This window comes from Candidatus Woesearchaeota archaeon (assembly GCA_018675335.1).
GTDB lineage: Archaea > Nanobdellota > Nanobdellia > Woesearchaeales > UBA11576 > JABJCP01.
The window spans coordinates 82,490-105,101 of sequence record JABGYH010000001.1 but is presented as its reverse complement, the minus strand read 5'-3'; the positions used below and the strand labels follow the sequence as shown (position 1 = coordinate 105,101).

The 22,612-nt window shown below is 30.3% G+C and carries 11 protein-coding genes and 4 tRNA genes; 3 read left to right on the top strand and 12 right to left on the bottom strand.

Annotation, left to right across the window (positions count from 1 at the left end; translation table 11 throughout):
* Positions 1 to 97: 97 nt before the first annotated feature.
* The gene (locus HN587_00505; GenBank protein MBT7902314.1) at positions 98 to 748 is read left to right on the top strand and encodes a hypothetical protein; all 651 of its coding nucleotides are present in this window, start codon (positions 98 to 100) and stop codon (positions 746 to 748) included.
* 74 nt (positions 749 to 822) lie between these two features.
* Here HN587_00505 and HN587_00500 read toward each other — a convergent pair whose 3' ends face one another.
* The 10 genes from HN587_00500 to HN587_00455 all read right to left on the bottom strand — a co-directional run bounded on the left by HN587_00500 (position 823) and on the right by HN587_00455 (position 19,312).
* Entirely contained in the window at positions 823 to 2,322 is a 1,500-nt protein-coding gene (locus HN587_00500) for an AMP phosphorylase (GenBank protein MBT7902313.1), read from the bottom strand.
* Between the two features lie 88 nt (positions 2,323 to 2,410).
* Positions 2,411 to 3,061 carry a hypothetical protein gene (locus tag HN587_00495; protein MBT7902312.1) on the bottom strand — a complete coding sequence of 217 codons (651 nt, stop codon included), beginning with the start codon at positions 3,059 to 3,061 and terminating at the stop codon, positions 2,411 to 2,413.
* Between the two features lie 36 nt (positions 3,062 to 3,097).
* Positions 3,098 to 3,170 (bottom strand) — tRNA-Val (locus HN587_00490).
* Between the two features lie 337 nt (positions 3,171 to 3,507).
* Positions 3,508 to 5,277 carry a hypothetical protein gene (locus HN587_00485; protein ID MBT7902311.1) on the bottom strand — a complete coding sequence of 590 codons (1,770 nt, stop codon included), beginning with the start codon at positions 5,275 to 5,277 and terminating at the stop codon, positions 3,508 to 3,510.
* A complete protein-coding gene (locus HN587_00480) occupies positions 5,278 to 13,350 on the bottom strand; it encodes a PKD domain-containing protein (protein MBT7902310.1) in 8,073 nt (2,690 codons plus the stop codon).
* 75 nt (positions 13,351 to 13,425) lie between these two features.
* Positions 13,426 to 15,756 carry a hypothetical protein gene (locus HN587_00475; protein MBT7902309.1) on the bottom strand — a complete coding sequence of 777 codons (2,331 nt, stop codon included), beginning with the start codon at positions 15,754 to 15,756 and terminating at the stop codon, positions 13,426 to 13,428.
* A gap of 341 nt (positions 15,757 to 16,097) precedes the next feature.
* A complete protein-coding gene (locus HN587_00470) occupies positions 16,098 to 17,819 on the bottom strand; it encodes a hypothetical protein (protein MBT7902308.1) in 1,722 nt (573 codons plus the stop codon).
* A 273-nt stretch (positions 17,820 to 18,092) separates the two neighbouring features.
* Positions 18,093 to 18,165 (bottom strand) — tRNA-Thr (locus HN587_00465).
* 231 nt (positions 18,166 to 18,396) lie between these two features.
* Positions 18,397 to 18,468 (bottom strand) — tRNA-Thr (locus HN587_00460).
* Positions 18,469 to 18,571: 103 nt separating this feature from the next.
* Complete coding sequence (locus tag HN587_00455) at positions 18,572 to 19,312, bottom strand: hypothetical protein (GenBank protein MBT7902307.1); 741 nt, start codon at positions 19,310 to 19,312, stop codon at positions 18,572 to 18,574.
* 56 nt (positions 19,313 to 19,368) lie between these two features.
* Between HN587_00455 and HN587_00450 the strand changes: the two genes are divergently transcribed.
* Positions 19,369 to 20,088 carry a queuosine precursor transporter gene (locus HN587_00450; protein MBT7902306.1) on the top strand — a complete coding sequence of 240 codons (720 nt, stop codon included), beginning with the start codon at positions 19,369 to 19,371 and terminating at the stop codon, positions 20,086 to 20,088.
* A 12-nt stretch (positions 20,089 to 20,100) separates the two neighbouring features.
* Here HN587_00450 and HN587_00445 read toward each other — a convergent pair whose 3' ends face one another.
* The gene (locus HN587_00445) at positions 20,101 to 21,636 is read right to left on the bottom strand and encodes a HAMP domain-containing histidine kinase (GenBank protein MBT7902305.1); all 1,536 of its coding nucleotides are present in this window, start codon (positions 21,634 to 21,636) and stop codon (positions 20,101 to 20,103) included.
* 172 nt (positions 21,637 to 21,808) lie between these two features.
* Positions 21,809 to 21,999 (bottom strand) — tRNA-Leu (locus tag HN587_00440).
* A gap of 240 nt (positions 22,000 to 22,239) precedes the next feature.
* Here HN587_00440 and HN587_00435 point away from each other — a divergent pair.
* The gene (locus HN587_00435) at positions 22,240 to 22,611 is read left to right on the top strand and encodes a response regulator (GenBank protein MBT7902304.1); all 372 of its coding nucleotides are present in this window, start codon (positions 22,240 to 22,242) and stop codon (positions 22,609 to 22,611) included.
* Position 22,612 lies beyond the last annotated feature (1 nt).

The window sequence follows — 22,612 nt, the reverse complement described above, 5'->3', positions numbered from 1 at the left end:
TTAAAATTTTAGTTTTTAGTTTGTTTGATTTTTTATTGACTAATTTGGTTGATATAAACAGTAAACTTTAATAGTTAAAAGTTTATTTTATTTGATAATGGCTTTTTATAATTCAATGTGGAGTGCTTTTTTAGAAATTATTAAAGCACCATTTAATGATTTGAGTGCGTTATGGGTACTTGCACCAATAGTTTTATTGTGGATTGTTTTAATAATGTATTTTGATACTCACAAAAAAGAAGAACTTGGATGGAATACTGCACTTGGAAATGGAATTAGTTTATTTTGGATAAATATAGATTTAATGAGATATATGTTCTCAAATCATTTTGAAAAATTTGCTTGGTCAAAATTTGGAGTTGTATTATTTGTGCTTGCATATGCAGGATTTATTACTTACATTTCATTTGCACATAAGTTTTCACCAAAAATAACTTACGCACTAGCGTATCCTACTCCAATTTATTATTTAGCGTTTATAGCTATACTTTGGACGTATGGGGGACTTAGTTTTGGGATGTGGGTAATTATTGACTTGATATTAATTTATGGAGTTTTAGAATTAGTTGGCCTTTTGTTGAAAAAATTACTTCCAGAAAGTCCTAAAGATGATGCTGAGTCTGAATCAAGTAGTTCGAGCGGAAGTGATTTTGGAGATTTAGGTAGTTCAAGTTCATCTAGTTCTGATTCATCAAAATCAGACTTTGGAGACTCGGGTGGAAGTGATTTTGGAGATTTAAAGTTATAATTTATTTTTTTTTAGATTTATTTTTGAATTATATTTTTATTCATTCTTTATTTTATTTTTTAAATTTGTTTTAATTAATGTATAATAAAACTAGTAAGATTTTTGTTAAAATGTTTAGCATAATCCATTTTAGTTTTACTTTCAGCATAAATCGTGTACAAATTATCGCCTGTTAATACATGATCTCCAACATGCTTATGTAACAGCATTCCCGCTGCATTATCATTTGGGGCTCCTGCAACTCGTGCAATTTTAGCAATTGCTTTGTTATCAATTTCTTTAATAATTCCTGATTTTGTTGCTTTTACATTAAATTTAAGTTTAGCAAATGCAATTTTATCTGGATTAATAATTTTTTTACCTTGAGCATTAATGACATCCAGCATTTTATGCCAAGCCATTCCCGTATCAAGTATTTCTTTTGCTTTTTCAAAATAAACTTTTCTGCTTTTTTTACCTTTTTCTACAAAATACATCATTTCTGCAGCTAAATGTAGTGCTTTACTTCGAAGATCTTGAGGTGCACGATCATCATTTTGTAATACATATAAAATATCTCTTGCTTCAAGTGAAGGACCTACGCCATTGCCTATAGGTTGACTACCATCAGTAATTGTTACTAGAATTTTCATACCTAACTTTGAACCTAATTTGATGAATGCTTTTTTCAAATGCTGTGCATGTTTTGCACTTTTTAATTTTGCAGTTTTTCCAATTGGAATATCAATTAAAACGTGAGATGCGGAAACACTGCCTTTTTTAGCAAGAATTGAGGATAACAAATTTCCTTCTGCATCAATTGATAGTGGATGTTCTACTGTGATAATTTTATCATCTGCGGGAGCCAAATTAACTGCGCCACCCCAAACCATGCACCCTCCTGTTTTGTGTACTACTTTTTTAATTTGTGATAAATTAAGTGAAACATTTGTTAAAACTTCCATTGTGTCTGCAGTTCCTGCCGGAGATGTAATTGATCTAGAAGAAGTTTTTGGCATTGTATAACCTGCTGCTAAAAGAATTGGAACAACAACGCTCGTAGTTCTATTGCCTGGAATTCCTCCAATACAATGTTTGTCCAGGACTGGAGTTGTTTTAATTTCTAATTTATCTCCAGTTTCAATAAGTGCTTTTGTTAAATAGGTGGTTTCTTTAAGATTTAGTCCTTGAGTAAAACAACCTGAAATAAAATAAGTTAGTTCAATATGGCTTAATCTATTATCAACAATATCTTGAGTGATTGCAAAAATTTCTTTTTCATTTAAAATTTTACCTTCGAGTTTTGCTCGAATAAATCTTAATGACTCTGGAAGTTTTTCAAGTTTAATTTTTATTTCAGTACCGGTTTTTGCTCTAATTTCCGCTAATACTTCATCAAATAATCCGATTTTTCCTGTTGGAACGATTTTTGAGGAATCTGTAATGTCTAAAATTGCAGTAGCACTTTTTTTACCATTGCTTAAGTGAATACGATCTCCAATATGTAAATCTAGATTTTTTGCATCTATTTTGTTAAGAATTGCGATTAATTTTTTTCCTGAAGAGATATTCATATTTTTAGCTTTGAGTTTCAATTTATTCACCTCGATTAACAATAATTTTATTTGTTTAACTTTGTTTTAGTTGGTTAAGCTTTTGTTTAATTATGATTTTTTTTTTTTTTTATTGATTATTTGTTGGAATTGGAGTGTTACTTGGAAAGGGTGCAGGTGTTTGAGTTGAGGGTTGTTTTGCTTGAGTGTTAGTTTGTGGATTTGATTGGGTCGCAGTTTGTTGTGTATTCTTATAATTTGGTTGTTGAGACTGCTTATTGAGTGGTTGTTTATTGTCATGAAATGGTTTGAATCCTTGATATGATGAACGACTTTTTTGAAAATAAGTAATTAATTGATTCAAATAACCTTCAATTTGTTTAATGTTAGAAATATGATCTATTTTAAAATTAGGTTCTAAAAGTATATTTCCTGTTCCAAATAGTTTATCTAAGAAATCTTGTTTGATATTTATGCTTTTAAAATCTGTAAATAAAAATGTTAGTGGTTTTTCACCTTCAAATTCAATTCTATTTGTGAAAAAAACATATTTGAATTTTCCAAATTTAACTTTGTATAAAATTGTTTGAATAATGACTAATGCCAATAGAACTAATCCAATTATTGGATGAATGAAACTGGGAATTTCCATTTTTAATGAAAGTTTCATTGCTAGTATGATTCCTGTATAAAAAAGAGTTGATAAAACTAGAAGTTTAATGATCCAAGGAGTAACCATTCTAAATGTATTTGGTTTAAGCGTATATTGTGGAAGTTCCATAAAAAATTTAACACCTCTTTTTTAAAATTATTTTTATGGGCCCGCCCGGACTCGAACCGGGGACCCCCGCCTTGTCGAGGCGATATCATAGCCACTAGACAACGGGCCCAAATATTGAGTTATAATCTATATTATGTTTATTTTAGTATTCTTTTTTATAAATGTTTGGGTGAAATATCTCTTAATTTTTATTCTAATATATTATTATAGTGTATTATTATAATTATTTTTAGAAGATGATAATTATTTTTAGAGAATGTGAGTTTTATATTAAATAAATGACATGTTTAAATTTAAAAAGAATTTGCGTATTTTTGATATGTGAAGTTGATATTGGTTTTAATGCTAAATGGGAGAAAAATAAATAATAAAATAAATAATAATAAAATAAATTAAATAATGAAATAAATTAAATAATAAATTAAATCAAAAAATAATTATTTACTTTATTCTTTTTTTCTACTAATAACAAAATAAATTCCTAGTCCTAACACAATAATTGCTAATGATAAAGCAATTCCTCCAAAAACAGGTGCTTTTGATCTAACTGAAAAAGTTTCAATAAAACTCAAAATTCCTTCGGAAAAAGATTCTTTAACATCTGTTTTCGCTTCCTTTAATTGTGATTCGTCAGGTTTATCTGACTCTGTAGTATTTACTTCTGAATCAACTTTTTTTGAAGTCATAGGAATTATGTTCGGAGTTATTTTTTTTGCAGATAATAATTCGAATTTAATATTTGCTTTACCTGTATTAATTTCTTCCATGGTTATTCCAATATCTTCAGTTCCATTTTTATTAATATCTACATTTAAAGTTTGATCTTCATCCAACATTTTTACTGTATCTGGTCCTGGAAGTCTAAGTGTAATTCTTCCTTTGTTAGCATATAATTTATCAAAATTAAGATAATATGGTTTGTCTTCAAAAATAAGTTTTACAGTATCGCTTTTGTAAACAATAACTGTTACACTGGGAAGATCTTCTGATAATTCAATTTTAATTGTATTCCCTGAACCACTTGGACTACCACCATTTCCAGAAGGGATAGTTGGTTCATCAGGCGTACATGAACTACTACAACTACCGCCACAGTCAGTTCCGGTTTCATCACCGTTTTTAATTTTATCTGAACAAGTTCCACCAACAATGTTTGTAACTTCAAATTCAATTTCATTATTCTTTGAACTACACTCATTTAATGATTCTATGCTTGCTTTTAATGTGTGATTTCCTGCATGAAAACTATCTCCTGATAAACTAATTGTGTGTTCTGATTGATTATTTGCAACTAACAAATTAATTGATTTTGAACCTAGTAATGATTCATTTTTGTAAAAATTAACAATTATGTCTGATGCATTAATATTTTTTAAATTTTCAATGGTGAAATTTACTTCAAAATTTTCACCTTCTTTGAAATTGTTTTCTGCACTGATTGTTGTAAATGCAATATCTGATCCGGTAACTGAGTATGTTGCTTCTTTTAAAACTGGGACCATTAATTCGCTATTTTCATTTTTGTAGTTATTAACTAAAATAGTTAATGTATCAGTTCCACATTGAGTTGGAGTTATCATATACGAATCTGTTTTTGAAGTATTAGGTTCTAAATTAAAATTACTAAATGAATCAGGGATAATTGCGCTGTTTGTAGCAGTTGATAAAATACCACTAATTTCAGTAGCATTGCCAAGTCCAGTATTATTAAGAGTTACATTAAATTCATGACTGGTTCCAAGAGTTAACTCTGGAATTTCGCTTAAATTAATTTCAATATTTGGATCTTCTACTTGATTAATAATTTTAATAGTAAAATTTTTTTCACATAAACCAATTATTTTTACATTACTAAGTAAATTTCCAGTTGCTGAACTATTAACAGTCCATGAATTAGTTGTAAAAGGAATTCCTGCTTGAGGATTTGTATCAAGTGTTGCTAAATTTGGTGAAAGAGTTAAATTAACATCCATTCCATTACTTGTTGCTTCTGCATTGAAGAAATTAATATCGAATTGTTCGCCCACATATAATGACTTAGTAGGTGCACTTAAAGTTCCACTACATTCAGCACCAAATGCAATTCCTGAGGCTGAAATAAGTATGATACAAAATAACATGCAAAACATGAATGCTTTATTTATTTTTTTTCCAATACTTGATTTTATTTTGTGATTTTTAATATCATCCATTTTGTGATTTTTAATTGTATTCATTTAGATCACCTCCACTTGCTTGGAAGCAATAATGATTTCATTATTACCTAAATTTGCGCCAATATCAAATGTGCCTGTCGTATTTGATTCTAAATTCCAAGTAAGAACTTTAAATTCTCCTTCATTAAAGTCAACTAATTGGATTGCATCGGGATTTGACGTGAAACTTTCATTATCAAAAACTAACTCAGCCATTAAATCTTTAAATGCATAATCCTCTGCATTCCAATCATTTTGAAGTGGCAGATGAACTGTAAATGATTCTCCATTATTAATTGAAGTTTCATTAAAAAATAATTCTCTTGTTGCTTGACTAATAATGTCATCAACACTCCAAACTAATGCATTGTAAGATAATTGTTGATTAGCAAAATTAGTTTCACCTGGAAGAGTTTTTACTCTTACCTTAAGATTTTGATAACCTAATTCTCCTGCACTAAAGTTAAATAAAATTTGTTTAGTTGCGCCATTTCCTGCAAGGATTATTAATGTTGATTCTTCAACCACATTGTTGATTAAAAATTCAATTTCTATTTCTTCTTCAGAATTGCCATTATTAATTATTGTCGCGTCAATTTCAACTGTATCATTAAGATAGGTTGTTGAATCAAATTTAGGATAATTCAAATTAATAACCCCTACATCTCTTTCTAAAGATGATACTATAATCTCTTTTGTTAGGTTACTTGTTTGACCTGAATCATCAGTAACACTTAGGAATGCAGTATAAGTTCCTGGTAGATTGTAAATATGTAATTGTTGTTGATTTGTTGACTCAACAGAGATATCTTGATTATCATAACTGAAATCCCATTTAAACGAATAAGGGGCGGTACCATTAGTTACATTTGCAAAAAAGTTAACTTGTAATGGATTTAAACCTGAATTTGGTAATGCTATTAAATCAAATTCTAATGTTTCAGGAAGTTCTCCAATTGCAAAAACTTTAACTTCAGTAGATGATTCACTATTATCTTCATTTGCGTCAGTAATTGTGCAAACTCCTGTGTAATTTCCAGATTCATTAAAATTATGTGTTGCTTCAAAATATGTTTCTACTGAATTATTTAATTCAGTAAAATTTCCATCCCCAAAATTTAATGTATAATTAAACGGCGCAGTGCCATTTTCAACACTACAATTAAACGTAACATCAAGTGGTGCTTCGCCAAATACTATGTCAGTTGTAAGAGTTGCTACTGGCGGTGGAATTTCTTCTGGACCTAATCCTTCACATTTAGGAATGTCATAAATTATTTTTTCAAAATTTGTGAAACAAGCATTCCAAACCATTCCATAAACTGAACATTGTTCTTCTTCAAATATGAAGTTGCCATTTTCTGCATATTTTGAGGGCAATAAATAATATGCATTATTGAAATCTTGTTTTAAGAAATTACAAGTAAAATTATTCATAGATTCTTGAAATTCATCAATACTTTGGTAACGGAAATTATAATCTTCAGATTCATTACCATCACAAAATTCTTGATCTAAGTTAATATTCCAATTATTATTTTCATTTTCTAATTCTGCGTTATAAGAGTGCAGTCCTGATTCTTCACTAAAAACTTCAAAACATAAATATGAATTGTTGTTAATTGCTTGTCCTAAACTACTATCCTCTAAAGAAGTTTCAAGCAAGTTCATTAACTGTTGATTGCTTGGTTCAATATTATAATCTAAACAAAATTCAGAAGATTTAATTCCACCAATAAATGGTTGGTATAAAATTTCTAACGGAGTTATTTCTCCATTATTTGATAAAGTAAATGTTTCTTGAGTAGTTAATAATTCTGTTTGTTCTCCATTTACATTAAAGTTTGCTTGAAATTCTGTAACTTCATCAAGAGTAACTGAGATGATTTCTCCATTCATTAAATAGTTTTTTTCTTCACCTTCTGCTATTAGGTTATTTATTTCACCATTACAAACTGGAAATCCTTCTCCTTCGTTACTGTGAGAAATATCTGTTAAACAAACAATTGCTTCATGATCTCCAAAGACAGTTGGTTGATAATTAGTGGTTGTTGCATAAATTTCATTTCCATCGTTTAAAGTGAAATATTGATTTGTGTTTAAGAGTGGAGTAATTTCTCCATTGATTTGAAATTTAACTTTTTGTTCATTAACATACAATAAATTAATTTCATAATCTATTCCATCTAAGTTAATAAGTTGAGCTCCCTCATTTTGACTTACTATGGTGCAAATTTCATCACCTATTCCTTCAACTATGAATTCAGTATGTTCGGAATCATTAACTGAGTTAACTACATTATTTGCAATAACTTGAACATCATAAATTCCGCTTGTAATCGGTTGATAAAGTGCAGCCCATCTATTTTCGCTTGCACCTTTAACATCAAGTAAAGTCATTTTTATGCCATTAAAATTGATTAATTCTCCAATTTCCATTTCTTCAAAATAAGCTTCTGCATTTCCTTGATCTATTTCAAAATCACATGTTTTTTCAACGTCATCAACCCAATCAACATCAAAGTCAAATCCGTTAATTTCTAAACCTTGACCATAACTATCAATCCAACCAGTTTTGGTTTCCCCTTGATATTCTGATTCAAATAAACAAAATCCTCTTGGGCCCCAAGGATCATATACTTCAGATACACTAATATTGATTCCGTTAATTAGTTCTGATTCGTCTTTTTTTACGTCTTGATCATCCCAAATCCAATCATTATTATTATCATAATATCCGATTTCAATGTAACAAAAGTTATTCCAAATAGATTCAACTTCTAAATCATATGTTTGGCCCTCGAATTCAAATTGGATGATTTCATCTTCGTTTAATGTAAATTCTTGGCTAATATTTTCTACTGTGAATGTGCAAGTCTCTTCTTGAATTGGACTTGCAAAAAGAGTATTCATTTGATTGCCTAAATTTAAATTAGTAATTTCATATCGTACATTATCAATTGCATAATTATCATCATTAACATTTGATATGATAAGTGTGTTTATATCACTGCCATAAATTAAATTTGAAGGTAATGCATTAACTGAGTTAACGTTTGGAGGAGTTAGATTTGTTTCATAAACTTCAATTTCTTTAGTGATTGATGTTTCATCTAAGTCTGCATCTGAAACAGTCATGTTAACTGTGTATGTTCCTGGAGCATCAAACACATAAACTTCCTCTAATCCAAAATCATCTATGATCCCATCATTGTTAAAATCCCACATAACTGTTGAGGGAGAATCATATGAGTTAAATTCTGAACTAAAATACACGTAAGCATTTTGAGGTACTGGTTCATTTAGTAAATCCATAGCATAAACCGACCAATTAAAATTAAGATTAGTTGGGATTGAATCATTAACAATTATATTTGCCTCTTTTGAATTGCTATAATCATTCGCATCTGAAATGGAACAAGTTAAATCGAATACTTCGCTGTTTAAATCTTCAGATAAATTATATTCATGAGTTTTTATTATGCTAAATTCTTCAATTAATCCTTGAGTGTTAGTTGTATTAAACAAATCGGAGTTATCACCATATTCAATATCATATGTTATTGGCCCGATTGCATTTTTGATTGTGCAATTAACGTTTACTGTTAAGGGTTCATAACCTTCGAGAGGAGTTACTTCTAAACTCATTAAAACTGGCAGAGTATCTAGGGTTGTAAAATTAAGTTGATCTGATTCTGAACAAATATTATCGCTGTTACACGCTTCAATTGTAAAATTATAATTTGTTTCTGCAGTTAAATTAATTAATTTAACAGAATTGTTTAATTCAGGACTAAGTTCTACATCAATAGTATTTTCATCAATATTTAAAATTCCATAATTAATTACATTTGCTGCAATTTCATCAGTAGTCCAAGAAATGATAACACTTTGATTAGTAAGTTCTGTTATTGTTATATTAGTAATTTCAGGTGCAGTTTCATCAATTGGAACAATTATATCTTTTTTTATTGTTTTTTCACTTCCATCACTATCAGTAACAGTAAGTGTTAGTGGATAAATATCTCCATGATTAAAAACAAATTTCATAATTTCGTCAGTAATTGTTAGTGCAGGGTAGTTTTCAAAACTCCATTCATAAGTAAATGGAGAATCATAACCTTCTACTGTTGGTGTGAAAATTACTTCTTGATATGAATTAATAACTTCAGGTTCAAAAGTAAAATTAATTATTGGAATTGAATCTTGCACTTCGATACTTACTATATCGGTTGCTTTATCTCCATCAAAATCAGTTGCAGAACAATTAATTTCGTATGTTCCTTCTTCGTAAATTTGATTGGTTTCAATTGGTGATCCAATACTTAAAAAAGTATTTGAAGTTGAATTAAATTCATTGAGTCCGAAATTTAATAAATAGTTAATTGGATCATTTCCTCCAATACTATTGCAAATAAAAGAAACATTTACTGGTTCGATACCTGAGTTTGGATCTGCAATTAATGTTACTATTGGGGCATCATCTGTAACTTCAATAGTTTTTGTGATATCATCTTGATCTCCATCAGGTTCAGTGATTGTTAAAGTTATTTCATAAGTTCCCTCGGTAAATTGGTAACTCGCATTTTGTGTTGAATTAAAATCTAAACTTGTATTGTTATTATTGGTATTATTAATATTCCAATTCCATGAGGTGATTTGATCAACAGTAATTGATTCATCAGTAAATTGTACTAAAACAAGTTCTGCAGGAATTTCCGGATTAAAACTAAAATCGGCAATAGGATCTACATCTGAAACATTAATTGAAATATTTTCTGAAGTACTAGTGTCTCCATCAAAATCCGTAATGTTACAAAAGGCATTAAACTCTTGGAAATCTGATCCTGCGAGATCATTAGTTGTATTGTAAACATGCGTGAATATTTCTGAATCTAACTCGCTATTAATTTGTTCAAAATTTCCATCTCCAAAATTTAAATTATAATTTAGTGATGGGGAGGTTGTATCTTGAGTAGGTTCACAAGTAAATTCAACAGTTAAAGGTTCAATTCCTTCTACAACATCTGAAATAAGATTTGCTCCAGGAATATTATTTGAAATTTCAATTTGAGTATAAATTACTTCTTTACTTCCATCATTATCAAAAACAGTTAACGAAACATTGTAAGAATCATTATGTGTAACTGTAAATTCGGGATTTTGTTCAGTGCTATCTTCTACACCATCTTCATTAAAATCCCAACTCCAAATTAGTGGTAGATCATAAGCATTAGCATTTCCAATAAAATTAACTTCTTCTCCTTCAACAGGATTTTCTGGATTAAAATTTATTGAAAGATCGGTTGGAGTTGAATCAGTAATATTAACTTGAGTTGAAGTTGTAACAAAATCTCCGTCAACATCAGTTATTGTACAACTTAAATTAAAACTTCCATTATCATATGTGTGTTCTAAATTAACTTGTATTTCATCTGTAACTATTTCTTGAGGGTCTTCAGTTGTTCCAAATTTTATATTATAAGTGTATGGTGTATTTCCTGCACCAACTTCAGTTTCACAACTGATTTGAGTTGTTATTGGTTCAAGTCCAGTTGTTGGTTCAACACTTAACGCTATTGTTGGAACATTATCTAAAACTTCAATTATTTCAATTGTTGAAGTCTTGCTACCATCAAAATCAGTAACTGTCAAATTAACTATAAAAATTCCACTTTGAGTAAAAACATATTCTGGATTTTGTTCTGCGCTGTCTTCTATGCCATCCTCATTAAAATCCCAACTCCAAGATAATGGAAGATCGTATGCATCAGCAGTTCCTGAAAATAAAACTGAATCCATTTCTTCAATGAATTCAAGATCATAATTAATATCTACATTTGTTGGAACACTATCAGTTACATCAACATCAAAATTTTTTTGTGTTGTGTCTCCATCAATATCAGTTACTGCGCAAGTTAGCGCATAAATTCCTTCTTGATTATAAGTATAACTTCCAATATTTTCAACTGATTGAGCAAGATTATCGTCGAATAAAATTAAATAAGATAATTCTCCATTTCCGCCAATTCCGTCACAAGTATATTCAACTGTTAAAGGTTCAATACCTTGATTAGGAGTTACATTAAGAGAAACTTCTGGAGCATTATTTTGTACACTAATATCTGCTAAATCTGAATTGGTATCTCCATCTTTATCTGTAATAGTACAAGTAGCTGTGTATTCGCCACCAAAATAATTGTGAGTAAATTCAATAACTGATTCCTCTGTTTGACCAACTTCTTCTGTAGTATCCCCATAGGTCATGACATAACTAAAAGGTGCGTTACCTTCGCTAATATCACAAGTAAAGTCTACAACTAATTCTTCTTCTCCTTCATTAGGATTTGCATTAAGAGAAACAATTGGTGAATTGGTAATAACAGTAATGTCAACTATATCTGAATCAGTATCGTCATCCATATCTGTTGTAGTACATGTAGCTTGATAATCTCCATCTTCTTCATAAGTGTGAATTGTTTGAATTGTTTGTTCATCTGTTTGACCATTATCTGAATTTCCATCACCATATGATATAACATAATCATAAGGGATATTTCCGTCAGTAATTTCGCATTCAAATTCAACTGTTAATTCTTCAACACCTTCAGTCACATCAGAATTAAATGCAACTGTTGGAGGATTATTTGAAACAGTAATTAATTGTTGAATTGTATCTTGACTATTATCGCTATCAGTAACAGTTAAACTAATAGTCCAAGTTCCATCAGTAAATTCGTGAGTAGGATTTTGTTCTTGAGAAATATCTCCATCACCAAAATTCCAATCCCAATTAGTAATTGGATCATAACCTTCAATTGACATATCAGTAAATTCAACGGTTGCATGTTCTAATGGGTTATTTGGTTGATAAGAAAAACTTGCTTGAGGATCTGTATCTCCAATAACAACAAAACAATTATCTTCAACAAAACCATCTTCATCATGAACTAATACTGAGACAGTAGTTGCACTGCTGCTCGTAAATTCGTGAGTTGCTTCATTTAAATTTTGACCTTCTTGAGTTTGAGTATTATCTCCAAAGTCCCAAACATAATTTGAAATTAAATCTTTATCTGATCCTGAAATTGCTTGAACACTAAATTCAGCAGTTTCTCCTTCAGTAATTGAAATAGGACAAGTTAATGAGATGATTGTTGGTTGAACATCTAATACAGTTAGATCAAAAGTATCAGTAATTTCATCACCATCTAAATCAGCAACAGTTGCAGAAATTGTATAAACTCCTTGATCATCATAACTGTGATGTGATTGAGTATTTCCAAATTCGGAAGTTTGATCTCCATAATCCCAAAAAACCGAACTAATTCCATCATAAGCATTGGCATTAGCCTCTAAAATTGCAGTAAATCCTTCATCAATTACAGGATATGTGTTTAAGTTAATTGTTGGTGCGCTATCAATTATTGTAACTACCCAACCTTTAACTGTAACTCCTCCATTATTATCTAATGCTCTTGCAACTAAAATAAATGATTCATTATCGTCAACATTTTCAGAAATTGTGTATGAATTTGTATTTGCACCATTAATTTTTGATGGGCCTTTATACCATTCAAAAGTTATAGGATCATTTTCTTGATCTGATGCAGTTATTGTAAATTTTTGTGATTCTTGTTCGGGTAATTCTACTATTACATTTTCTGGTGAATAACTAGTAATTATTGGTGGATTATTAATTCCTTCAAAACTGATTTGGATAGTTTCAGAAGTTGTGCTTTGACCTGAGTTATCAATCGCAACTCCATAATAAGCATGATTACTTGAACTAGTGTGCACAATTGTTTTTGTAAAAACACAAGTTGATACGCCATAGCAAGATTTAGTATTTAATAAATTTCCATCTTCATAAATTCGCATAGTATTAATTCCTGCATTTGCTAAAACATCTGTTGCAGTAATTGTGATTACTGCAGTTGTTATAACTTCGTTACTATTTGGCATTATGTTGCAAATAGGTGGAAGATCTTGCAATCCAGAAACATTAGCTGGAATCATACTTACTACAAAAAGTAAGATGATGAGATGCGTTGCCACAAAGTGGAGTTTTTGAGATTTTTTATTTGAATTCATTTTATAACCTTTGAATTTATGATTTTTAAGTTTGAGATTAATTTTTTTTTAAAAGATTAAATAAAAAATTTAAATTTAAAATGTGTAACCCAAGTTTAGACTTGCATCAAATGATTTTTTTTTCTCGGATAAATTTCCAGTTCCAACTTCTAATTGTAATGGAACGTGCGGAATTGCATTTATGTTTAGTAGTAGTCCAAGTCTTTGGCCTGTATGATCATACATTAATGCGCCTCCTGCATATTCTGGATGATTAAATCCTGCCCAACCAAAACCTCCAAATTCTGTATCTGTGTCATCAGAACCTGTAAGTAATGCGCGGTCATTAGGAGTTGTTGCTGCAGTAAATCTTCCGCCTAAAAATAATCCATTAAGTTGTGTTGTCAATAATTTTAATGAGTCTTGACTATATTGTCTGACTAGAGTTGGATCTAATGCAATTTGTTCTAAACCTAATAATCCGTCATAAGTTTGAGAAATTTTTTCAAATCTAGAATCATCGATGCCTGTAAAAAGCATGAATTGTCCTGAATAAGTATTTCCTGTTTTATTAACACTTAACAAAGGAGTTATTCCGCTGAAATTCTGAGCCCATAATGCATAACCGCTTAATGGAAGTCCTTTTGTCCCGTTATCATAACTTAATTTAAGACTAAATAATCCATCATCATATGGAACTAAAATTCTTGCACCAATAGCAAAACTTGTTTGAGAATCAGAAATTCTTACTGGAGTTCCAGCATCATCTAATGGACTGCTTGAAGTAATGTCTTGAGTATCAATTAATTCGTCATTAATTTGTGTTCTAACAACCCCTTGTGTTTGACTAAGTCCTGCAATTTGCGTTAATGAAGAAACAGTAGTTTCGGCTAGCGCAAAATTTCCAAATAAACTATAAATTTGACCCTTTCCAGTATAACCTAGGAGGCCTTCTAAAAAATATAGTTGAGTGTCAACATCAGTTCTTGTTGTAGTTGTAAGATCTGTTTGAGTTCCAATATCAGTTGATACTAAAACAGTTCCGTTTGCTTCACTAATTTCAGATTGAGTTGTATCTGTTTGAGCGATTGAAGTATCATTATCTTGACTTGTTTCTAAATTTCCGAAACCAAAATAAATTCCTGCAATTAAATGATTCCAAGCAGTAAATTCTCCTCCTAAGGTCATATAAAATTCAGATAAATTAAGTGAATCTTCTAAACTTTCATGTCCTGTTGTTTGTGAAGTTTCACCATTAATAATTAATGGTTGAGTATCAAGAGATGTTGTTCTTGATGTTGATAAGCCACTTTGATTTCCAGATAACATTAATAAAATTCTATGTCGATCAGATAATTTTAATTCAAGAAGTCCACCTCCAATAAAATCAGTTGTTACTTGAGTTGGGAACGGTTTTAACATAAATCCATATGCGCTTAGATCAAATGATTCATTACCTAATTTTAAACCTAAACTTCCACCATACGCATTTGGGCCATCTCCTTCTAATGGAGTTGATATAGTGCCACCAAGTCTTGCAATTCCTCGAGGTAGTTTGGCTTGATGATCATCATATGTTTGAGAATAAGTAGTGAGTTTTGTTGTTAGCGCTTGTTGTTTAGCACTAATTAATTGTTCTTCTTTAGGTTTTTCTTTTCCACCAAATTCTTCTGAATGAATTCCTTCTAATTCAGTTTGAATGTATTGTGCAATATTTGATGGTTCTGTCCAGGTTTGCATTAATTTTCCTGCTTGAGTGTCAAGAGTGCCCAGTTTTAATTCCAATGAAGAATATCTTTTTTCAACTTGTTGTTGTTTTAATTCTAATTGTTTTTGTTCTAATTCAGTTTGTTTTTTGGAATCTAATGAAGGAAGTCCAATTGCTGCTCTGTACATATCAATTACAACTTCATCTGGAATTTTTAATTTTGTTTTTGTTAAGAGTTTTTGATCAAAAGATCTGTGTCCTTGCGTGGTCAAATAATCGTATAGAATTTTTTTTGCAGTGCCTGTTTGGCTTTTATCTGCTGATTTGAATACGGGATGGCTTGTGAAAAGATGATCAATTCCTTCATTTATTGAGTATCCATCATTGCATTCTAGACTTACTGGTTTTATTTGTGCAATTGAGCAAAGTGTTGAAATATCAAAATCAGGAACATCATTGTTTTCACTTAGAATTGTTGAAATTGTACCAACTTCAGTTGGTGTTAAATCTTGGCCTGCGTTGGTTATTTTACAGTCTGATTGAGCTGCTATTGTTTGTGCTTTAACATCATAATCTATTTCTTGTGCATTTGCAGAACTAGGTGTTCCAGACATAATAGCTAATGTTGCTAATGTTGCGATACTTCCTATAGCCGCAGCTCCTGCGGATGAAGATCGACTTTGAGCAGTATTATTGGATAGATCTAGATTTTTTGCCATTTTTATACTCTTTAAACTATTATAATAGATATTTACGTTAAAATAACGAAGATTCAGCTCTTTTTTAGTTTAAAATCAATATTTGAGTTTTCAAAACCCCCTAAAACTCTTAACTACTCTTTGGGTGTACTAATATATAAAGATTCTGCTTTTTAGTATTGGTTCGTAGTAAATTTTAATTGGCTTTTGTGGGTTGATTTGGTGGTTAAGTTAGAATTTGATTATATTTGTTATAAAATTGTTATTATCCTGTGTTGGATAATTATGTATGAATTATGTGTGGGATTGATGTTTAGAAAATTGATGAATAAAAATTTAAGAAAAAATAAAAAATTTAACTCTTAGTATGTATATGAGTCTGTACCGAATCTACTTGGAACGTTCATAACTGGTGGTTCGGTCACGATTTTTTTTGGCGTGACTTTTTTTGTTGTTGTAGTTGGTTTAGATCGTCTATGTCTGCTTGTAGGTTGTTGTAATCCAGCTATGGTTGCATCTTTTCCTGCGATTGTTGTCGCTTGTGTTTTAATAGTTGCTTGAGCACCTTCATAATCTAATTGAAGTTGTCCGTTTGTTGCAGTTAGTGTATCATATTTTGTTTTCCAATCAACTGATTCTGGAGTGGGAGTTTTTTGATGTTGGTCCCATTGTTGTGCGCCTAACATGTGTTGAGTGTAGGCATCAACAATATTTCTTATATTTTCATTTCTGTTTGCTCCAGGAACTAAACCATCTTTAAATGGTGCATATTGTGAATCTGCAGCTTGCAATGTTGTAATTAATTGAGATAATACTAAATCCACATTTGCTATTTTGGATGGATCCATATCTGCAAGACCTCGAGCAATATCTTGATAAACTCGTTCTTTTGCTTGTGCAAGTTGGATTGGTTGACGTTTTGCAAGTGATTCAAGATCTGCATCACATTCTCCAGTTTCAATTCCTAGCATTTGACAAACTCCTCTTGCATTGATGTATGAAGCTAATTCTGTTGACTGAAGGAGTGATAAATTGAAGTTATCTGGTGAGCCTTTCAGACCTTTACTTGTTAATAAATCTTCAAAAGAATTATTTGCTACATCATAATCGCTAATAAGTGCTCTTGCAGTTGTTAATCTTTGAGTTAAACTTGAATTGCTAAATCTTTCAAAAAAGTCAGGAGTCATATGTGTTGTTGCGATTAATTCTGCTTGGTAAGGGGATATTAATCCTTTTTTTGTTGCTTTTCCTATTTCTGCACTTAAATTTCTTTGATACTCAGAAACATTTCCAGAACTTAAATAATGCAGTCCAAATCCTGCGCCTGTTAAGCCTAGAGCAGTAATAACTCCTGCAGTCCATAAAACTGTTTTTAATGTTGATCCTTTGTGTTGTGGAACATCTGAGCGAATTGGTTCTGGTATTAGAACTGCAACTGGAGCGGGTTCTTGTATTTCTAAATCTATTGGTTCTGCTTCTTTTGCAGGCTCTACTTTTGGTTCTTTTACTGGATCTACTTTTGGTTCTTTTACTTCTGGAAATTTGATTTCAAGTCCATGATAATTTCCGAATGCAGTTGCAATTTTATTAGATTCAGTAGTTTTGATATCTAGATGTGATGTTCTAAGATTTGGATCAGTAACTTCTGCTGCATCTTTTTTTGCAGGGGTATTTAGATCTGCTACTAATTCATCGCTATGATTATATGCTGAAACTACTGCTTTAAAAGTTGCTACTTGGGTTAGTCTTTTCATTAAAACTATTCCTTCTTTTGCGTCATTTCCCCATTCATATTTTTTATCTGGATCTAATAATAGGGGGGTTTTTACTCCTTCAAAATTTGCTTCTGTAACTATTCCTAGTAATTCGGATTTTTTTGGAAGGTTTCCCATTGCTGTTGCAAGTGTTGTGCTATCATTAAAATAGTGAATTTCTGCTTGATTGCCATAGGTTTCTTTGAACCATGCAAATTGCGAAGCTAACTCTTCTGGAACTGCATCTGCAGGAATTGGTAAATTTTCTGGAGCTTGATCTACAAATCTTCCTCCAACAAAAAGTAATTTTTTTTCTAATGTTTCAGCCATATTTTATCCCCCTAAGAATAATTGAATTATATTCAATTTATAAAAATAAATTTTGTTATGGTGTTTGGAGAAATAACAAATATTTAAACATTTCGATATTGTGAGTATGATAAAGTGGTTACAGGGTTGTGGTGAATTTGGATTAAATATGCGGTCAAGTGAGTTTTTTGATTTAAATTTGGTGTTTGTGTTTTATTTAGAATGAGTTTTGGTTTAATTTGATTTTAGATTTATATTAATAAAAAAGAGAAATTTGTAATGGTTAATAATAAAAGCCTCCGCCGAGACTTGAACTCGGGACCTGCTGCTTACTAGGCAGCCGCTATAGCCACTAAGCCACGGAGGCAGTTAATATGTGAATTTTAAGGGTATTAATAAATGCGTGTATTGTGCTAGTTATTGACTAAATATTTATTAATTGGTTTTTAGATTTAATTTAAAAACTGTTTATTGTTGGTTAATTGTGGATTGATTTTAGGTTTGTATTTTTTATTTTAAGATTAAATTTTATAAACTTTTTTTGTTATAAATTTTTTTGAGTTATGGTTGTCTTAAACTAATATAAATAAAAAATGAAAGCCTCGGGTGGGAGTTGAACCCACGACCTCGCGCTTACCAAGCGCGCGCTATACGACTAAGCCACCAAGGCAATGTTTTTAATGAATTATTGTGGTTAATATCAACCAAATTTTTCAGATTTCATATTTAAATATTTGGGTTTGATGGATGTTTTAATCTTTTTTTTGTTTGAATTATGGGGATTGGGCTATGCTCCATAGGAAATTGAAGTAGCTTTTAAAACCATCTGCAACTTCTTGGTTTTGGATAAAAAATGCATAAGGTTTGTCCCCCCAAATGAAGATGCATATTTTGTCTTCGCAAATGTCTATTGCGCAAGGGCTAACATAACCGGGGGGCATGTATTTGGTGGTTGTATTTTTTTGGTAATGTTTCATGTTTTTTATTGGGCTATCGTGATCTGCAAGAACTCTTATTTTCATTTTTTTTAGAATTAATTTGTTATTTATTCTGCGAAGAATATCTATTAAATCTTGTCCTTTGTATGCAATATTTGGGAAAGCGATGATGTCGATTTGACTTTTATTTTTGCATTCTAGAAATTTGGTTAGTGCAGTGTTGAATCCATTTAATCCTTCATATACTTCTGTTTTTGTGGTTGAGTGTTTTTGATTTTGTAGTTCTTTAAGTTGGGGGACTAGTGTTTCAATTTCTTTTTTTCTATCTTCAACTAATTGATTTAACATTTCGGGATTTACTGCGCTGAATAATCTTCCTGTTGAGACTTTTTCATAGGTTACTAATCCTTTTCCTATTAGTGTGTCTATTGATGAATATACTCTTGAGTTTGAGATGTTGGTTGATCTTTTGATTAATGCTCCGGTTGCTTTTGAATTTTTGAGTAGTGCTATGTATACATCTGTTTCGTTGCTTGTGAGTCCAAGAAATTTTAATTTTTCTTTAAAGTCTTTCATAGTATTCCTATTTGGGAGGACTCATATTTATATTTTGTGGTGACTATTGGGTAGTTATGACAAGCATAATTTTGATAATAATATGGATGTTAGCAACATTGGTTCTTACATCTTTTGCAGGAATATTGAGCAAGAAGTTTGGTGTGGAGTTCTTAATAGGAACCATGGCTGCAATGGCAGTTATTGCAAATGTTTTGGCTGCAAAAATAGTTCAATTTGGTCCATTCACTGTAGCGGGAGGAATCATAGCTTTTTCTGTTACTTTTTTAGTCACAGATATTATTTCCGAAAAATGGGGTAAAAAAGAAGCACGAAAAGCAGTTTGGTGTGGACTATTTGCAAATGTATTATTTGTGGTGTCTATATTTATTGCAATCTCGTGGGATTCAGCACCTTTTGCAATGGAGTTGGGAAATATGTTTAATTCAGTGTTAGGATTAACTCCGAGAATTGCCATTGCAAGTATGATTGCATATACAATAAGTCAGTCACATGATGTGTGGGCATTTCATTTTTGGAAAAAACTAACTAAAGGTAAACACATGTGGGTTAGAAATAATGCATCAACTGTGGTTAGTCAAGCAATTGATACTGCGTTGTTTACTATGTTAGCGTTTTATGGTGTTTTTCCAAATAATCAACTTTCTTTCATAATTTTAGGTGGTTGGTTGGCAAAAGTGGTTGTAGCAATATTGGATACGCCATTTATGTATTTGGTAATTTGGATAATGGATTGTATCCCTTCAAAGAAATATGGAATTCAGAAAAGAATTTGAGTTTTATTTTTTTTATTTTTTCCTTTTTATTTTTTCTTTTTTTCTTTTTATTTTTGTGGGAAATGATAATATGAAACAACTTCCTTTATCAATATCTGATTCAACTTGGATTGTGCCTTGATGAAGATCCACTATTTGTTTCACAATTGCAAGGCCTAAACCAAATCCTCCTGCTTTTCGAGTCATGTGATTATTTAATTGAGAAAATTTATCAAAAATTTTATTTAATTTTTCTTTATTCATTCCAGCACCATTATCTGAAATGATAAATTGCCATTGTTTGTTATTTTGTAATTTTCTAGCATCAATTATTATGCTCCCATATTTTGGAGTAAATTTAATTGAATTGCTAAATAAATTTATGAACACTTGTTTGATTTTATCTTGGTCAGCATTTACAAAAAAGTTTTTAGGAACATTATTTTCAAATTTAATTTTTTTCTTTTTAACAAGAGTTGTATAAAGTCCATCATCCACTATGTCAAACAAATCAAACTTAGAAATATCCAGTTTTGATTGATTAGCTTCCATTTTTGATAAATCTAGAATATCATTAATCAATTTGGCTAAGCGATCATTTTCATTTTTAATAATTCCAATTGCATCTTTTTGTTTTTTATTCATTCTACCAAATTTTCCACTTTCCATGAGGGAGGAATACAATTTCATGGATGTTAGGGGAGTTCGAAGTTCGTGAGATACTACTGATACAAATTCATCTTTCATTTTACTTACTTTTTTTTCGTACTCTAGTTTTTGATTTGATAATTTAATTTTGTTAATCAAATATGCTTTGTTAACAAGTTTAGTATAAACTGCTAAAGATAAAAGAACAATTCCGACAAAGGGGAAGGGAGTTGTTGCCACGAGAAGTTTAGGATTATATCCATTAAAAAAAATAATTTGTATGTATTCAAATAAAGGAGCTATAAGAAAACAAATAAATGCGAGAGATATGCTATTTCTGTTAAATGTATGTTTAGAAGAATAAATTAGTGTGAAATATGCAAAATAACCTAATATTACTATGTCCACACAAACAAAAATAGTTCTAGTAAAAAAATTGGTAAACCCGACCCCTAGTAAATCTAATGAGGATGCCGTAAATAAAATAAAAATGATTGAAATGCTACTTACCAAAATAACTTTGTTTTTTATGAATTTGTTTGTTTTTTCTTTTAGTTCTTTAATGATTGGATAAATGAATGCAATTCCTGTTAAAAAAAATGCAATTAATCCTAACAATCTATTAAATAAAGGAAATAGTACAAAATCAATTTCGAAATGTCCAAAAATATAAAGAAATAAAAATAGGAATGTGATTAAATGTTGGAATGCAAATAAACTAAATGCTATGAGTAAATGTTTAAGTTCAGTTTTTCGATTTTTGTTATATTCAAAAAAAACCATATAACTAAACAGGCCAATAATTACCAGGCCAATTCCATTTTTAAACCATAATCCTTCAACAGAACTTAAAAAACCGAAAAAATGTCTAACTGCTAAAACAAAATTACTTAAAAATTCTAATAATAATTCACCATGCATTTTTTTTCTAGTTTTATTGGGTAGTTTGAAGTTTAAAAAAATATGCTTAAGTAAAATATGAATGTTCTAGAATAAATAATGAAGATTAATGTTTAATAAACAATGAAGATCTCGGTTTATGTAATTAAATTAAATTATGTATGCTTAATTGGATTTGTTGAGAAAAAAATGATGTGGGGGATGGGACAATCGTTAAACATCATATTTTTAGATCATCCGTAAACTTTGGAGATTTATGTTTTTGATGTTTAATTTCGAACCCACGAACCCACTAAGGGACAGGATTTCAAAGCCCTAGTTCGATACTAAGGTGTCCTTGGGCACTTAAGTCCTGCGCATTTGACCAGACTTTGCTACCCCCACATATTTGGAGTACAGATTTTTCGTTTAATATGCGTATATTCTGTATCTTATTTTGCTTATATGTTTGATATATGAGCATTCTGAGAAATAAACAGGGTATTTATAAAGTTTACTTTATTTTACTTAATTTTAGATAATTTTAAATATTTTTATTTAGCTTAGAATATATAACACAATAATAATTGAACAGAATTTAATTAATCTGATTATAAGTTGATTTAAATTTAAGGGTGTAAGTTAATGGCAAAGAAAAAAATAGCACTAATAATAGAAGATGAAAAACATATTGCAGAAGCAGAAAAAATAATTCTTCAAGATAGATTTGAAGTTCATCAAGCATTTGATGGTGAGACTGGTTTGCAAATTGCCAAACAAATTAAACCTGATATAATTGTACTTGATCTTATGTTGCCTAATCGAGGTGGCTATGAAGTTTGTTTTAGCATAAGACAAATTGAAGAAATTAAAGATACAAAAATTTTAATGGTTACTGCACTTAATCAACAAATTGATGCAGAAAAAGGAGTATTGGTTGGAACTGATCATTATTTAACAAAACCTTTTGAACCTGATGAATTATTAAATGCAGTAGATAAAGTTCTTAAGTCATAAG

Bases quoted from the DNA above. Each gene is read 5' to 3' on its own strand.
- HN587_00505 (MBT7902314.1), top strand. From the start codon at position 98: ATGGCTTTTTATAATTCAATGTGGAGTGCTTTTTTAGAAATTATTAAA.
- HN587_00495 (MBT7902312.1), bottom strand. From the start codon at position 3,061: ATGGAACTTCCACAATATACGCTTAAACCAAATACATTTAGAATGGTT.
- HN587_00485 (MBT7902311.1), bottom strand. From the start codon at position 5,277: ATGAATACAATTAAAAATCACAAAATGGATGATATTAAAAATCACAAA.
- HN587_00480 (MBT7902310.1), bottom strand. From the start codon at position 13,350: ATGAATTCAAATAAAAAATCTCAAAAACTCCACTTTGTGGCAACGCAT.
- HN587_00475 (MBT7902309.1), bottom strand. From the start codon at position 15,756: ATGGCAAAAAATCTAGATCTATCCAATAATACTGCTCAAAGTCGATCT.
- HN587_00470 (MBT7902308.1), bottom strand. From the start codon at position 17,819: ATGGCTGAAACATTAGAAAAAAAATTACTTTTTGTTGGAGGAAGATTT.
- HN587_00455 (MBT7902307.1), bottom strand. From the start codon at position 19,312: ATGAAAGACTTTAAAGAAAAATTAAAATTTCTTGGACTCACAAGCAAC.
- HN587_00450 (MBT7902306.1), top strand. From the start codon at position 19,369: ATGACAAGCATAATTTTGATAATAATATGGATGTTAGCAACATTGGTT.
- HN587_00445 (MBT7902305.1), bottom strand. From the start codon at position 21,636: ATGCATGGTGAATTATTATTAGAATTTTTAAGTAATTTTGTTTTAGCA.
- HN587_00435 (MBT7902304.1), top strand. From the start codon at position 22,240: ATGGCAAAGAAAAAAATAGCACTAATAATAGAAGATGAAAAACATATT.